The sequence below is a fragment of the Citrobacter sp. CtB7.12 genome (assembly GCF_001297795.1).
GTDB lineage: Bacteria > Pseudomonadota > Gammaproteobacteria > Enterobacterales > Enterobacteriaceae > Citrobacter_A > Citrobacter_A amalonaticus.
Genome location: NZ_LIFT01000022.1, coordinates 39706 through 53298, shown reverse-complemented (window position 1 = coordinate 53298; position 13593 = coordinate 39706). Strand labels below are relative to the sequence as shown.

The window sequence follows — 13593 nt, the reverse complement described above, 5'->3', positions numbered from 1 at the left end:
TTCGTTTAAGCCGGAGATCTCAATATGCGTCCAGCAGGCCGTAGCGCTAATCAGGTGCGTCCCGTAACCCTGACCCGTAACTATACAAAACACGCTGAAGGCTCGGTGCTGGTCGAATTTGGAGATACCAAAGTGCTGTGCACGGCCTCAATTGAAGAAGGCGTACCGCGTTTTCTGAAAGGTCAGGGCCAGGGTTGGATCACCGCTGAATATGGCATGTTGCCGCGTGCAACACATACCCGTAACGCGCGCGAAGCCGCAAAAGGCAAGCAGGGCGGCCGTACTATGGAAATTCAGCGTCTGATCGCCCGTGCGCTGCGCGCTGCAGTCGATCTCAAAACGTTGGGTGAATTTACTATCACCCTGGACTGCGATGTGATCCAGGCCGATGGCGGCACGCGTACCGCTTCCATTACCGGTGCCTGTGTGGCGCTGGCAGATGCGCTGAACAAACTGGTGGCCAGCGGTAAGCTGAAAACTAATCCGATGAAAGGGATGGTTGCTGCGGTATCCGTGGGGATCGTTAACGGCGAAGCGCTCTGCGATCTGGAGTACGTTGAAGACTCAGCGGCGGAAACCGATATGAACGTGGTGATGACCGAAGATGGACGAATCATTGAGGTGCAGGGGACGGCAGAAGGTGAGCCGTTCAGCCATGAAGAACTTCTCACCTTGCTGGCACTGGCCCGAGGGGGAATCGAATCCATTGTTGCGACGCAGAAGGCGGCGCTAGAGAATTGATTTTAAGGCGACCAATGAGTCGCCTTTTTTTTGTCCGTAGATTTTGTCAATGATGAAAGTGAAATGAGGAGCGAATCCATGAAACCCTATCAACGCCAGTTTATTGAGTTTGCGCTTAACAAACAGGTACTCAAGTTTGGCGAGTTCACGCTGAAATCCGGGCGCAAGAGCCCCTATTTCTTCAACGCCGGCCTGTTTAATACCGGGCGCGATCTGGCACTGTTAGGCCGTTTTTACGCTGAAGCATTAGTGGATTCTGGCATTGAATTTGATCTGCTTTTTGGCCCGGCTTACAAAGGCATTCCCATTGCGACGACCACGGCGGTTGCGCTGGCGGAACATCATGACAAAGACCTGCCGTACTGCTTTAACCGCAAAGAAGCCAAAGATCACGGAGAAGGTGGCAATCTGGTTGGCAGCGCATTACAAGGCCGCGTGATGCTGGTAGATGATGTGATCACCGCTGGTACGGCCATCCGGGAATCGATGGAAATCATCCAGGCCAATGGTGCAACGCTGGCTGGTGTGCTGATCTCTTTGGATCGTCAGGAACGCGGACGTGGCGAGATTTCTGCCATTCAGGAAGTCGAGCGCGATTATGGCTGTAAGGTGATTTCCATCATCACCCTGAAAGACCTGATTGCCTATCTGGAAGAGAAGCCGGAAATGGCAGAGCATCTGGCAGCGGTGCGGGCGTATCGGGAAGCGTTCGGCGTTTAACGTGAGTGGCCGGATAACGCGTGCGCTATCCGGCAAACATTACTGCAGTTGCGCGGCGAGCAGTGGCCAGCGGGCATCAAAATCATCCGTAGGACGGTATTTGAATTCGCTACGCACAAAGCGCGACAGCATACCTTCGCAGAAGGCGAGCAGTTGACTTGCCAGTAACGTTTCATCCGTCACGTACCCTTCACCTTCACGCATCCGCTTTTCCCGCAATACCTGGCGCAGTTGTGCTTCAATGCGTTCGAACAGTTGGTTGATACGTCCTTGCAGGCGATCTTGTTCAAACATCAACGCATGTCCAGTCAGGATGCGCGTCAGGCCAGGATTGCGTTCGCCGAAACCCAGAATCAATAACACAATCAGGCGCACACGCGCGTGAGTATCTTTTTCATCTTTCAAAATCAAATTGATACGGGTGATCAGGCTGTCTTCGATAAACTCAATCAGGCTATCGAACATGCGGGTCTTGCTGGGAAAGTGGCGATACAATGCCGCTTCGGAAACGCCGACAGAAGCCGCCAGTTTTGCTGTTGTGATGCGCTGGCTTCCATCACTGGATTCCAGCATCAGCGCCAGAGACTGAAGTATTTCTTCGCGACGATTCCTTTTCGCAGTTTGTTTTTCTGCCATGTTACAAAATACCCCTGAAAATAAGCACTTGCAGGCGAGCATCCACACTATGACCGCAAACCCAGGGCTTGCGGTGATGTTATGACGTTATCGGGATGCGTAACTTTCTTACTTACGACCGGAATGGCCGAAACCGCCTTCACCACGGTGGGTGGCATCAAACTCTTCCACCAGATTAAATTCGGCCTGCACGACTGGCACAAAGACCATCTGTGCGATACGTTCGCCCGGCTCAATGGTAAAACTGTCCTGACCACGGTTCCAGACGGATACCATTAGCTGCCCCTGATAGTCAGAATCAATCAACCCCACCAGGTTGCCCAGCACGATACCATGCTTATGGCCCAGACCCGAACGCGGCAGGATGACGGCAGCCAGAGACGGATCGGCGATGTGAATAGCCAGCCCGGTTGGCAGCAGCGTGGTTGCGCCCGGCGCCAGTTCTACGGCGTCATCGAGACAAGCCCGCAGGTCAAGTCCGGCGGAGCCGGAGGTGGCATACGTCGGCAGCGGGAATTGCTTGCCGACACGCGGGTCCAGAATCTTAACGTCGATTTTTTTCATCATAACGGGTCACGATCTCGTCGAGTAATAATTGGCCCAGGAGTGCTTTGCGCTCAAGCGGTAAGACTTTATCTCCATCCTGCCAGAAAAGGTGTAAAGCGTTGCTGTCGCTATTAAACCCTTGAGTTGAAAGCGAAACATCGTTTGCACAGATCAAATCAAGGTTTTTACGGATACGTTTTTGCCGGGCATATTCTTCCACATTATTCGTTTCCGCGGCAAACCCAACGACATAGGGGCGATGGTCTTTACGTGCGGCAACCCCGGCGATGATGTCTGGGTTCTTGACCATTTTTATTGTTAATTCATCACCTTGTGTTGCCTGTTTCTTAATTTTTTCCGGGGCGACAATCGCGGCGCGATAGTCTGCTACGGCAGCGCAGCCGATAAAAATATGTTGCTGTTGGACGGCGGATTGCACCGCCGCTTCCATTTCCAGAGCGGTCATCACATCAACACGCTGTACAAAAGGCGGCGTGGGTAATGATACCGGGCCGGCGACCAGCGTAACGTTCGCCCCGCGACGGGCTGCGGCGGCGGCGATGGCAAACCCCATTTTGCCGGAGCTGTGGTTGGAAATGTAGCGCACCGGATCGAGCGGTTCGCGCGTCGGGCCCGCGGTAATCATGATGTTAAGATGTTGCAGATCGTTGACAGGGGCGAAATGTGCCGCGGCCATATCGACAATCGTTAAAGGATCCAGCATACGGCCCGGCCCTACATCACCGCATGCCTGGCTGCCGCTGTCTGGTCCCCAGATGAGCAACCCACGAGAAGCCAGAACGCCCAGATTATGCTGCGTTGCCGCAGCCCGGTACATCTGCTGGTTCATTGCCGGTAAAACAGCAACGGGCGCAGGAGTAGCCAGACAAATCGTAGACACCAGATCGTTTGCCATGCCGGCTGCGACACGCGCGATAAGGTCTGCGGTGGCCGGGGCGAGAATCACCAGGTCGGCCCATTTTCCTAACTCAATATGGCCCATTGCGGCCTCTGCCGCGGGATCCAGCAGGCTGTCGGAAACGGGATACCCGGAAACCGCCTGTAAGCTGAGTGGGGTAATAAAGGCTTTAGCCGCCTCGGTCATTGCCACTCGGACATCAGCGCCGCGTTCGCGCAGACGACGCACCAGTTCAGGGGTTTTGTAGGCAGCAATGCCGCCGCTGACGCCGAGAACGATTTTTTTACCGGCCAGGCTCATCATGATCATTCCTGTTGGATTACACCAGAAGGCGGATATTTTATCACAATCCGTAAACTGTCGTGCGTTCACCCATGAATCACTTTGCGAGGCGCTACGCAGGAGTGGAAATTGTACGTCGATTCCCCCTCCGGCCCATGCCACCATGCGTGCTGGCATGAGGAGGTGTGGGGATGGAAACTGCTGAATATGTGCTGCCGAGGGAAAAACTGTTGGCGCTTGGGGTCGATACGCTGACGGATGACGAACTACTGGCGCTCTTCTTACGGACCGGAACGCCCGGGAAAGATGTCTTTGCGCTGGCAAAAGAGATCCTGGAACATTTTGGCTCTCTTTATAGCTTGTTGACGGCGGACTACTCTCAATTCAGCGCGGTGACAGGGATTGGCGTAGCAAAGTATGCGCAGCTTAAAGGCATCGCGGAACTGGCCAGGCGCTTTTATGAAGTGCAAATAAAAGGTACGAACCCATTACTCAGCCCGGTGTTAACACGGGATTTTTTGCAGAGCCAATTAGCGGGGGAGGCGCGGGAAGTTTTCATGGTGGTTTTTCTCGATTCTCAACACCATGTCATTAAACATAGCCGCCTTTTCTCTGGCACACTCACCCATGTTGAGATCCATCCGCGTGAAATTATTCGTGAAGCGATAAAAATCAATGCATCTGCGGTGATCCTTGCCCATAATCATCCGTCGGGGTGTGCAGAGCCGAGCAAAGCGGATAAACTTATCACCGAGCGTGTCGTAAAATGCTGTCAGTTCATGGATATCCGTGTGCTTGATCACCTTGTCATTGGACGCGGAGAGTACGTTTCGTTTGCGGAACGAGGTTGGATTTGACGCACTTTGCGCGATCCATCGGGATCTTTGTCTGTTCGGGACTTGAGCACATCGCTGACTCAGCGTATACTACGCCACCTTTGAGAATCTCGGGTTTGGCATTTGGGCCTGGCAATCGAGTGTTCACTTAGACACCCAATCATTCACGTTGCGTTAAGGCAGCTTGAAGGGTGAGGTGTAGAACCGCGATGACCGGGCTGTAAAGCCTGACGAGGCGCCGATACCCCATACGAAGCTCGAGCTAATTTGATTTTTGGAGAATAGACATGTCCCGAGTCTGCCAAGTTACTGGCAAGCGTCCGGTGACCGGTAACAACCGTTCCCACGCACTGAACGCGACTAAACGCCGTTTCCTGCCTAACCTGCACTCTCACCGTTTCTGGGTTGAGAGCGAAAAGCGTTTTGTCACCCTGCGTGTATCTGCTAAAGGTATGCGTGTAATTGATAAGAAAGGCATCGATACAGTTCTGTCTGAACTGCGTGCCCGTGGCGAAAAGTACTAAGTACTAAGAGGAAATAAATCATGGCTAAAGGTATTCGTGAGAAGATCAAGCTGGTTTCTTCTGCTGGTACTGGTCACTTCTATACCACCACGAAGAACAAACGTACTAAGCCGGAAAAACTGGAACTGAAAAAATTCGATCCAGTTGTCCGTCAGCACGTTCTCTACAAAGAAGCGAAAATTAAGTAAGTCTCGCTTTGCTGTAATGAAAAACCTCGCTTCGGCGGGGTTTTTTGTTTTCTGGCCATCCCCATATTAGTGAGACCTGATACACAGCCGGAGACGTTATGCCTGAATTACCTGAAGTCGAAACCAGCCGCCGCGGTATTGAACCGCATCTGGTCGGGGCAACCATTCTGCATGCCAATGTGCGTAATGGACGTCTGCGTTGGCCGGTATCAGAAGAGATCTACCGTCTGAGCGACAAACCGGTGCTCAGCGTTCAGCGCCGTGCGAAATACCTTCTGCTGGAGCTACCCGATGGCTGGATCATCATTCACCTGGGGATGTCAGGCAGTCTACGTATCCTTCCTGAAGAACTGCCGGCAGAAAAACATGACCATGTCGATTTAGTGATGAGTAACGGTAAAGTCCTGCGCTACACCGATCCCCGTCGCTTTGGTGCCTGGCTGTGGACGAAAGAACTGGAAGGGCACAACGTACTGGCGCATCTCGGTCCTGAACCGCTAAGCGATACTTTCAACGGCGAATACCTGCAACAGAAATGTGCGAAGAAGAAAACGGCGATTAAACCCTGGTTGATGGATAATAAGCTGGTCGTGGGGGTCGGAAATATCTACGCCAGTGAATCTCTGTTTGCTGCGGGTATTCATCCTGACCGTCTGGCGTCGTCATTGTCGCCGGCTGAATATGAACTGCTGGTGCGCGTGATTAAGGCCGTCCTGCTGCGTTCAATAGAACAGGGGGGAACGACGCTGAAAGATTTTCTGCAAAGCGATGGTAAACCGGGCTATTTTGCTCAAGAGTTGCAGGTCTATGGCCGTAAAGGTGAGCCATGCAGAGTGTGCGGAACGCCGATCGTAGCATCGAAACACGCGCAGCGTGCGACGTTCTATTGCCGTCAGTGCCAGAAGTAAGACGGGGCGTCCCGGATGCGGGGCGCTATTTGAGCTTTGCCAACAGCGCCTGATGAATATTCTCGGGCAGGAAGTGGGTGACATCACCCTGATGGCGGGCCACTTCTTTCACCAGTGACGATGAGATGAAGGACCACTCTTTAGAAGGCATCAGAAAGACGCTTTCCAGCTCTGGCATCAAATGCCGATTCATGTGGGCCAACTGCATTTCGTATTCAAAATCCGCGACGGCGCGCAATCCACGAATCAGGATGTTGGCCTGTTGCTCACGCGCAAAGTTGGCCATCAGATCGCTAAAACCTAGCACTTCAACGCCAGACAGATGGGCAGTGGCCTGCTGAGCCAGCGCGACACGTTCTTCAAGGCTGAACATCGGTTTTTTACCGGGACTTGCCGCAATCGCCAGAATGACATGATCAAACATCTGCGTAGCACGCGTGATGATATCGATATGGCCGTTCGTCAACGGATCAAAAGTACCTGGATAAATCGCCCGTTTTTGCATAACAGCCCTCAATGCGTTTTCGGTGGCAGATAAGGTTCCAGCAGCTGTAGCAGGCGCTGTAACGCCCCCTGGTTTTGATAGAGAACTTCAACTGCGTGACGACCATAGAAATTACGATAATCGGCATCGGTCAGTAAAGAGGAAACCTCTTTGGCAAGACTTGTGGCGTCCGTGACCGTAATCAAACCGCTGGCCTGCTCCAGACGGGCGCAAATATCTTTGAAATTGAAGGTATGGGGTCCCATTAGCACCGGAATTGCGTGTGCCGCGGCTTCCAGCGGGTTATGTCCGCCACGTTCAACCAGTGATCCTCCGACAAATGCCAGATCCGCAATTCCGTAAAGCAGCATCAGTTCACCCATCGTGTCACCTACAACGACCTGGGTACTGGCCGAGGGGACTTCGCCGGAGGAACGGGTGGTATAGCTTAGCCCGGCTTCACGCACGAGGTTAATCGCATCCGGGAAGCGTTCCGGATGACGCGGGACCAGAATCAACAGCAGGTTGGGGAACTGGTGTAACAATGCCTGATGCGCGGCGATGATAATACTCTCTTCACCATCATGAGTACTGGTTGCGATCCACACCGGGCGATGCGGCGCCCACTGGCGACGCAGCGTAACAGCTTTTGCGGCAAGCTGTGGCGTCACGGAAATATCGAACTTCAGACTGCCGGTGACGGTCACCTGATTGTTCTTCGCGCCCAGCGTCACAAAGCGCTGACCATCCTCTTCATTTTGCGCTGCAATTAGCGTAATACGACGAAGGATTCGGCGGATAAATTTCCCCAACTTCGCGTAACCGTCAGCGGAGCGGGCAGAAAGACGCGCATTGGCGATGACCAGTGGAATATGCCGTTTATGAAGCGCGGCAATCAGGTTCGGCCATAGCTCCGTTTCCATAATCAGCACCAGCTTAGGATCAACCTTGTTCAGAAAGCGACTCAGCGCATCGGGTAAATCGTAAGGCAGGTAGACGTGCTGAACATCGCTACCGAAGGCTGACTGGACACGCTCGGAGCCGGTTGGCGTCATCGTGGTGACCGTGATCGGTAGATCGGGGTAGCGATGTCGCAGGGCGCGAACCAAAGGAATGGCTGCCAGTGTTTCGCCGACAGAGACGGAATGGAGCATAATCCCGCCCGGTTTCAGGGGGCGACGGTAAAAACCGTAGCGTTCACCCCAGCGTTTACGGTAGGCCGGGGCCTTACGTCCGCGCACCCAAAGCCGTATCCAGATCAAAGGCTGAATAAGGTAGAGAAGGGCGGTGTAAAGCAATTCGAGCATAGTAAATAGCTGACTTATGGATGTGCTGGGGATTCTATGTATTTAGCCAGGGCTTTACCATTACTTTTCCTGTTTTTGACTTAAATAGCTTTAAGTCCGACTTATTCCGCCAGCCCGGCTCATCTTTTTTGAATTTTTATGCCATTTATTGATTTTTACTGCTATTGCCGTTGTTAACCGAGCCAATCGGTGACGAAAAAAACGATGCTCAGGTTAATATCGATTTGATTTAAAAAAGAAAAACACCCACTTTGCGGTTAATTTATTCGAGTCGGATCGCAGCGAAAGAAGTGATACACTAGCGCGTAAAAGTCAGTGCAATATCAGTGATCGGGTAGCTGTTGAGCCTGGGGCGGTAGCGTGCTGTTTTCTGCTTAACTTTATCGGACAATCACAACAAAAGAGTCGCGTGTGGAAAAGCCTTTTCGAAAAATTCTGGTCATCAAGATGCGTTTCCACGGGGATATGCTATTAACCACTCCCGTTATCAGTACGCTGAAGCAGAACTATCCTGACGCCAAAATCGATATGCTTCTTTACCAGGATACGATGCCTATTTTGTCGGAAAACCCCGAGATTAATACCCTTTATGGCATCAGTAATAAGGGAACAGGGGCGGCAGAGAAAATTAAAAATACGCTTTCGCTGATTAAGACCTTACGCAACAACCAATATGATCTGGTCATCAACCTGACCGATCAGTGGATCGTGGCGCTGATTGTCCGTTTTTTACACGCAAAAGTAAAAATATCCCAGGATTTCGCCAACCGGCAGTCTGCATTCTGGAAACAGAGTTTTACCCATCTCGTTCCCTATTCCGGCGAACACGTTGTCGAACGTACGCTGTCAGCACTCAAACCGCTGGGGCTGGAGCATATTGTTACTGAAACGACGATGAGCTATCGACCTGAACACTGGGAGAATATGCGTCGACAGTTGCGCCAGCTTGGCGTGACGCATCAGTATGTGGTGATTCAACCTACGGCAAGGCAGTTATTTAAGTGCTGGGATAATGACAAATTTTCCCGCGTCATTGATGCTCTTGAACGTCGTGGTTATCAGGTCGTGCTGACGTCCGGCCCTTCTGCTGACGATTTAGCCTGTGTGGAAGAGATTGCGCTGGGGTGCGAAACCAAACCGGTAACCGGGCTGGCAGGTAAAACCCGATTCCCGGAATTAGGCGCGCTGATTGATCATGCCGCCCTTTTTATTGGCGTTGATTCAGCCCCAGGGCATATCGCCGCGGCGGTCAAAACGCCGGTGATATGTCTATTTGGCGCGACAGACCATGTCTTCTGGCGCCCCTGGACTGACAATATTATTCAGTTCTGGGCAGGGGACTATCAGCCGATGCCTAAACGATCTGAACTGGACCGTAACAAAAAATATATGTCCGTTATTCCCGTTGAGGATGTGATTGCGGCAACGGAAAAACTGTTGCCGCAGAACGCGCAAATTATCGAAATGGATGCGCCAGTATGATCGTGGCTTTTTGTTTGTATAAGTATTTTCCGTTCGGCGGACTACAACGTGACTTTATGCGCATTGCGCAAACCGTCGCAGCCCGAGGTCATCAGGTCCGTATTTATACCCAATCGTGGGACGGAGAATGCCCGGATGCTTTTGAGCTCATTCGTGTACCGGTTAAATCGCGGACCAACCATGGGCGTAATGCGGAATATTATGCCTGGGTACAGGCGCATTTGCGTGAGCATCCCGTTGACAGGGTCGTAGGGTTTAACAAGATGCCAGGCCTGGATGTCTATTTTGCCGCGGATGTCTGTTATGCCGAAAAAGTTGAGCAAGAAAAAGGCTTTTTCTATCGTCTGACCTCCCGTTATCGTCATTATGCGGCGTTTGAACGGGCAACGTTTGAACAGGGTAAACCGACGCAGTTATTAATGCTGACGGATACGCAGATTGCTGATTTCCAGAAGCATTATCAAACCGAAGCGGAGCGTTTTCATATTCTCCCTCCGGGGATTTACCCGGACAGAAAATACAGTGCGCAAATCCCGAATGCCCGTGAAATCGTTCGCCAGAAGAACGGTATTTCGGAGCAGCAAAACTTACTGTTGCAGGTTGGCTCTGATTTTACCCGCAAAGGGGTGGATCGTTCGATTGAAGCACTTGCGTCACTTCCGGCGGCGCTGCGGCATAACACACTTTTGTATATTGTCGGTCAGGATAAGCCACGCAAATTTGAAGCGCTGGCAGAAAAACGCGGCGTGCGCAGTAATGTACATTTTTTCTCCGGACGCAATGATGTCTCGGAGTTGATGGCTGCCGCCGATTTGTTACTGCACCCGGCCTATCAGGAAGCGGCAGGTATTGTTCTGCTGGAGGCGATTACTGCTGGCTTGCCAGTGTTGACCACGGCCGTTTGCGGTTATGCGCATTATATTACGCAGGCTAACTGTGGCGATGTCATTGAAGAACCCTGGCGGCAGGACGCGTTGAACGACATTTTGCGTAAAGCGCTGACCCAGCCGTCATTGCGTGCAGCGTGGGCAGAAAACGCGCGGCATTATGCGGATACGCAAGATTTGTACAGTCTGCCGGAAAAGGCGGCGGACATTATTACAGGTGGTCTGGATGGTTGAATTGAAAGAACCGTTAGCCACATTATGGCGCGGGAAAGACGCGTTTGAGGAAGTCAAAACGCTGCAGGGTGAAGTCTTCAGGGAGCTGGAAACTCGTCGTACGCTGCGATTTGAACTGGCGGGGAAAAGCTATTTCCTTAAATGGCATCGGGGTACTTCTCTCAAGGAAATTGTCAAAAACCTTCTCTCGCTGCGGATGCCGGTTTTGGGCGCTGACAGAGAATGGAACGCTATTCATCGCCTCCAGGATTTAGGCGTGGATACGATGTATGGCGTTGGTTTCGGTGAGAAAGGGCTCAACCCTCTGACCAAAACGTCGTTCATTATTACCGAAGATCTCGCGCCGACCATCAGTCTGGAAGACTATTGTGCGGATTGGGCAACGAATCCACCGGACGTCAACGTCAAGTGGATGATTATTGACCGTGTGGCCACGATGGTGCGCAAGATGCACGCAGGTGGAATCAATCACCGTGATTGCTATATCTGCCACTTCCTGCTGCATCTGCCTTTTTCAGGCAATAAAGAAGACTTAAAGATTTCGGTTATTGATCTACACAGGGCACAGATTCGTACGAAAGTTCCTCGCCGCTGGCGTGATAAAGACCTGATTGGCCTCTATTTTTCGTCGCTAAACATCGGGTTGACACAGCGGGATATCTGGCGGTTTATGCGGGTTTATTTTGATGCTTCGCTGAAAACGATTCTGCACGAAGAATCGAACCTGATATCACATGCCGAGACAAAAGCTGTGCAAATCAGAGAGCGGACACAACGTAAAGGTCTATGATTTAGATTTTTTATTTGTGTATTTATAAAACACTGATAGTGTGATCTTAGATGACAGTATATTTTATAAACTGGAAAGCTGATTATGAACTAAACATGATTGGTTACCTACAAAAACATTATCAGGTAGCTAATATTTCAGTCCCATCCCGGTATGTGTGGGTTGCAAAAAAAATAAGAAAACTAGACATCAATACCAATTGGTTGGGGAAGCAGTTTATTAAAACCTATCTCCAGGGGTTGGAATCACACGACATTGCCGTATTTAATGATAGTGTTATAACTAAAGGCATCACCCCTCAAATCATTACTAATCTAAAATGTCATAAAGTTCTTCTGTTAAGAAACTCTGTGAATGAGTCATTTATTGAAAAACATGCAGACTCTTTTGATTTTATTTATGATTTTGAGCGAAAGGATATTAAGGTTCAAAAAGTAAAACATTTAGAGCAATTTTTCCCTGTTGGACTCCATGAAGTAACACAGTATATTTCTGATGAAAGAAGAAACGAAAAATCAGTTTGCTATTTCTTGGGTAAAGATAAAAACAGGTTAAAGCTATTAACGGAACTTGCAAGCACGTTAATGTCATACAATGTCACCCTGGATTTTAACGTTGTCGGTGATGATAACATCAAGTATGATTCGAGTTATATAATAAATAAACCTTTATCCTTTAATGAAAATTTAAAACGCTCGTTGGCATCAGATGTACTTATTGACATAACACGGGAAGATCAAACTGGCTGGACTTTACGTATATTAGAAGCCCTGTATTTTAATAAAAAAGTAATCACCAATAATAAAAGTATATTGAATTCTGATATATATGTAAAAGAACGTTTCTTTATCCTAGGATATCATGTGTGGGATCAGTTTGAGTCTTTTCTTGATGCGCCTGTCGAGCCTGTTACACATGATATTTTATATAAATACAGTCCTGACTGCATGTTGGAAACGATAATCAACGAATTCAAGAACAATGAGTATCAATAACGATGGCTCAATATTTAATGTAAAGCAAAAAATTATGAAAATCGCATTTATTGGCGAAGCTGTGTCCGGGTTTGGTGGAATGGAAACGGTCATCCGGGATGTTATCAACAACTTTCAGGCTGAACATTCTGCAATCCAGTGTGAGATGTTTTTCTTTTGCCGACATGACAAAATGGATAAGGCATGGTTAAGCGGTATTAACTACTCATGCTCTTTCTCCACTATCCGTCTGGGCTTTTTACGTCGGGCAAAGCATATCCACACGTTTAGCCACTGGCTAAAGAAAACAGAACCCGATGTGGTGATCTGTATTGATGTGCTGTCTTGCCTGTTCGCCAGTAAAGCGCGGAAGAAAGCAGAGCAGAATTTTACGATATTCTCCTGGCCACATTTTTCGCTGGATCATAAAAAACACGCCGAATGTGTTAGCTGGGCAGATTATCATCTGGCAATCAGTAGTGGTATCAAACACCAGATGATCGAACGGGGTATTGATCAAAAAAATATTACCGTTGTTTATAATCCCGTTTCCAGAAAGTCAGAAATTATTCCACAACCAGAAAAAGGCCAACCCGCAGTCTTTCTGTATGTCGGAAGGATGAAGTTTGAAGGGCAAAAAAGGATTAAGGATCTGCTGGATGGATTATCCCATGCGGAAGGCGAATGGCGGTTGCATGTCGTTGGTGACGGTTCAGATTTTGAAAAATGTCAGTCCTATGGACGAGAACTGGGGATTGATAATCGTATTACCTGGCATGGTTGGCAGGTCAATCCATGGCAGGTGGTTCGAAATGACATTAAAAAAGTATCGGCATTGTTGCTCACGTCATCCTTTGAGGGATTTGGCATGGCGATACTTGAAGCCATGTCGTATGGCATTCCTTGCATTAGCTCTGACTGTATGTCTGGTCCACGGGATATGATCAAACCGGGTATCAATGGTGAATTGTATCCTCCGAAGGATCTCCAACAGTTTACTCATCTGCTCAATCAAATCCTCTCAGGTCAGATGAAGTATGATAGTCATCTTATTCCTGAGACGATAGAAAACTTCTATAATGAAGTCTATTTCCAGCATTTAAGAAGTGCGATATTTTCCAAAATCAATAAGTGA

At 49.7% G+C, this 13593-nt stretch carries 16 protein-coding genes; 11 read left to right on the top strand and 5 right to left on the bottom strand.

Annotation, left to right across the window (positions count from 1 at the left end):
• Positions 1–24: 24 nt before the first annotated feature.
• Both rph and pyrE read left to right on the top strand, forming a co-directional pair.
• Positions 25–741, top strand: coding sequence for a ribonuclease PH (gene rph, locus AOY24_RS20000; protein ID WP_042998636.1), 717 nt, complete (start codon positions 25–27; stop codon positions 739–741).
• A 78-nt stretch (positions 742–819) separates the two neighbouring features.
• Positions 820–1461, top strand: coding sequence for an orotate phosphoribosyltransferase (pyrE, locus tag AOY24_RS19995; protein WP_042998635.1), 642 nt, complete (start codon positions 820–822; stop codon positions 1459–1461).
• A 39-nt stretch (positions 1462–1500) separates the two neighbouring features.
• Here the strand turns inward: pyrE and slmA are convergent, their stop codons facing one another.
• The 3 genes from slmA to coaBC form a co-directional block, all read right to left on the bottom strand.
• Positions 1501–2097, bottom strand: coding sequence for a nucleoid occlusion factor SlmA (gene slmA, locus AOY24_RS19990; protein WP_042998634.1), 597 nt, complete (start codon positions 2095–2097; stop codon positions 1501–1503).
• A 108-nt stretch (positions 2098–2205) separates the two neighbouring features.
• On the bottom strand, positions 2206–2664 hold the full coding sequence (dut, locus tag AOY24_RS19985; RefSeq protein WP_042998633.1) for a dUTP diphosphatase: 459 nt from the start codon (positions 2662–2664) through the stop codon (positions 2206–2208).
• Positions 2642–3862 (bottom strand): bifunctional phosphopantothenoylcysteine decarboxylase/phosphopantothenate--cysteine ligase CoaBC, encoded by a 1221-nt coding sequence (gene coaBC, locus AOY24_RS19980; RefSeq protein ID WP_104446880.1) that lies wholly within the window; start codon positions 3860–3862, stop codon positions 2642–2644. The genes dut and coaBC overlap by 23 nt, the downstream gene beginning before the upstream one ends.
• A gap of 173 nt (positions 3863–4035) precedes the next feature.
• On the opposite strand from coaBC, the gene radC reads away from it, so the two are divergent.
• The 4 genes from radC (at position 4036) to mutM (ending at position 6300) form a co-directional block, all read left to right on the top strand.
• Positions 4036–4701: a DNA repair protein RadC gene (gene radC / locus AOY24_RS19975; protein WP_042998631.1), complete on the top strand. Its 666-nt coding sequence runs from the start codon at positions 4036–4038 to the stop codon at positions 4699–4701.
• Positions 4702–4967: 266 nt separating this feature from the next.
• Positions 4968–5204, top strand: a complete 237-nt coding sequence (gene rpmB / locus AOY24_RS19970; protein ID WP_002436699.1) for a 50S ribosomal protein L28 — start codon at positions 4968–4970, stop codon at positions 5202–5204.
• A 20-nt stretch (positions 5205–5224) separates the two neighbouring features.
• Positions 5225–5392: a 50S ribosomal protein L33 gene (rpmG, locus tag AOY24_RS19965; protein ID WP_003024094.1), complete on the top strand. Its 168-nt coding sequence runs from the start codon at positions 5225–5227 to the stop codon at positions 5390–5392.
• Between the two features lie 98 nt (positions 5393–5490).
• Positions 5491–6300, top strand: coding sequence for a bifunctional DNA-formamidopyrimidine glycosylase/DNA-(apurinic or apyrimidinic site) lyase (gene mutM, locus AOY24_RS19960; RefSeq protein WP_044328861.1), 810 nt, complete (start codon positions 5491–5493; stop codon positions 6298–6300).
• Between the two features lie 25 nt (positions 6301–6325).
• On the opposite strand, the gene coaD is transcribed toward mutM, so the two are convergent.
• Positions 6326–6805 carry a pantetheine-phosphate adenylyltransferase gene (gene coaD, locus AOY24_RS19955; protein ID WP_042998629.1) on the bottom strand — a complete coding sequence of 160 codons (480 nt, stop codon included), beginning with the start codon at positions 6803–6805 and terminating at the stop codon, positions 6326–6328.
• Between the two features lie 8 nt (positions 6806–6813).
• Complete coding sequence (gene waaA / locus AOY24_RS19950) at positions 6814–8091, bottom strand: lipid IV(A) 3-deoxy-D-manno-octulosonic acid transferase (RefSeq protein ID WP_042998628.1); 1278 nt, start codon at positions 8089–8091, stop codon at positions 6814–6816.
• Between the two features lie 411 nt (positions 8092–8502).
• On the opposite strand from waaA, the gene rfaQ reads away from it, so the two are divergent.
• The 5 genes from rfaQ to waaB are packed head-to-tail and all read left to right on the top strand — an operon-like array spanning position 8503 to position 13593.
• Entirely contained in the window at positions 8503–9573 is a 1071-nt protein-coding gene (gene rfaQ, locus AOY24_RS19945; RefSeq protein WP_072185418.1) for a lipopolysaccharide core heptosyltransferase RfaQ, read from the top strand.
• On the top strand, positions 9570–10694 hold the full coding sequence (locus AOY24_RS19940) for a glycosyltransferase family 4 protein (RefSeq protein WP_042998627.1): 1125 nt from the start codon (positions 9570–9572) through the stop codon (positions 10692–10694). The genes rfaQ and AOY24_RS19940 overlap by 4 nt, the downstream gene beginning before the upstream one ends.
• On the top strand, positions 10687–11484 hold the full coding sequence (gene rfaP / locus AOY24_RS19935; RefSeq protein WP_054177218.1) for a lipopolysaccharide core heptose(I) kinase RfaP: 798 nt from the start codon (positions 10687–10689) through the stop codon (positions 11482–11484). Before AOY24_RS19940 ends, rfaP begins: the two co-directional genes overlap by 8 nt.
• Before the next feature lie 50 nt (positions 11485–11534).
• Positions 11535–12479 carry a hypothetical protein gene (locus tag AOY24_RS19930; RefSeq protein ID WP_054177217.1) on the top strand — a complete coding sequence of 315 codons (945 nt, stop codon included), beginning with the start codon at positions 11535–11537 and terminating at the stop codon, positions 12477–12479.
• 34 nt (positions 12480–12513) lie between these two features.
• Positions 12514–13593 (top strand): lipopolysaccharide 1,6-galactosyltransferase, encoded by a 1080-nt coding sequence (gene waaB, locus AOY24_RS19925; protein ID WP_054177216.1) that lies wholly within the window; start codon positions 12514–12516, stop codon positions 13591–13593.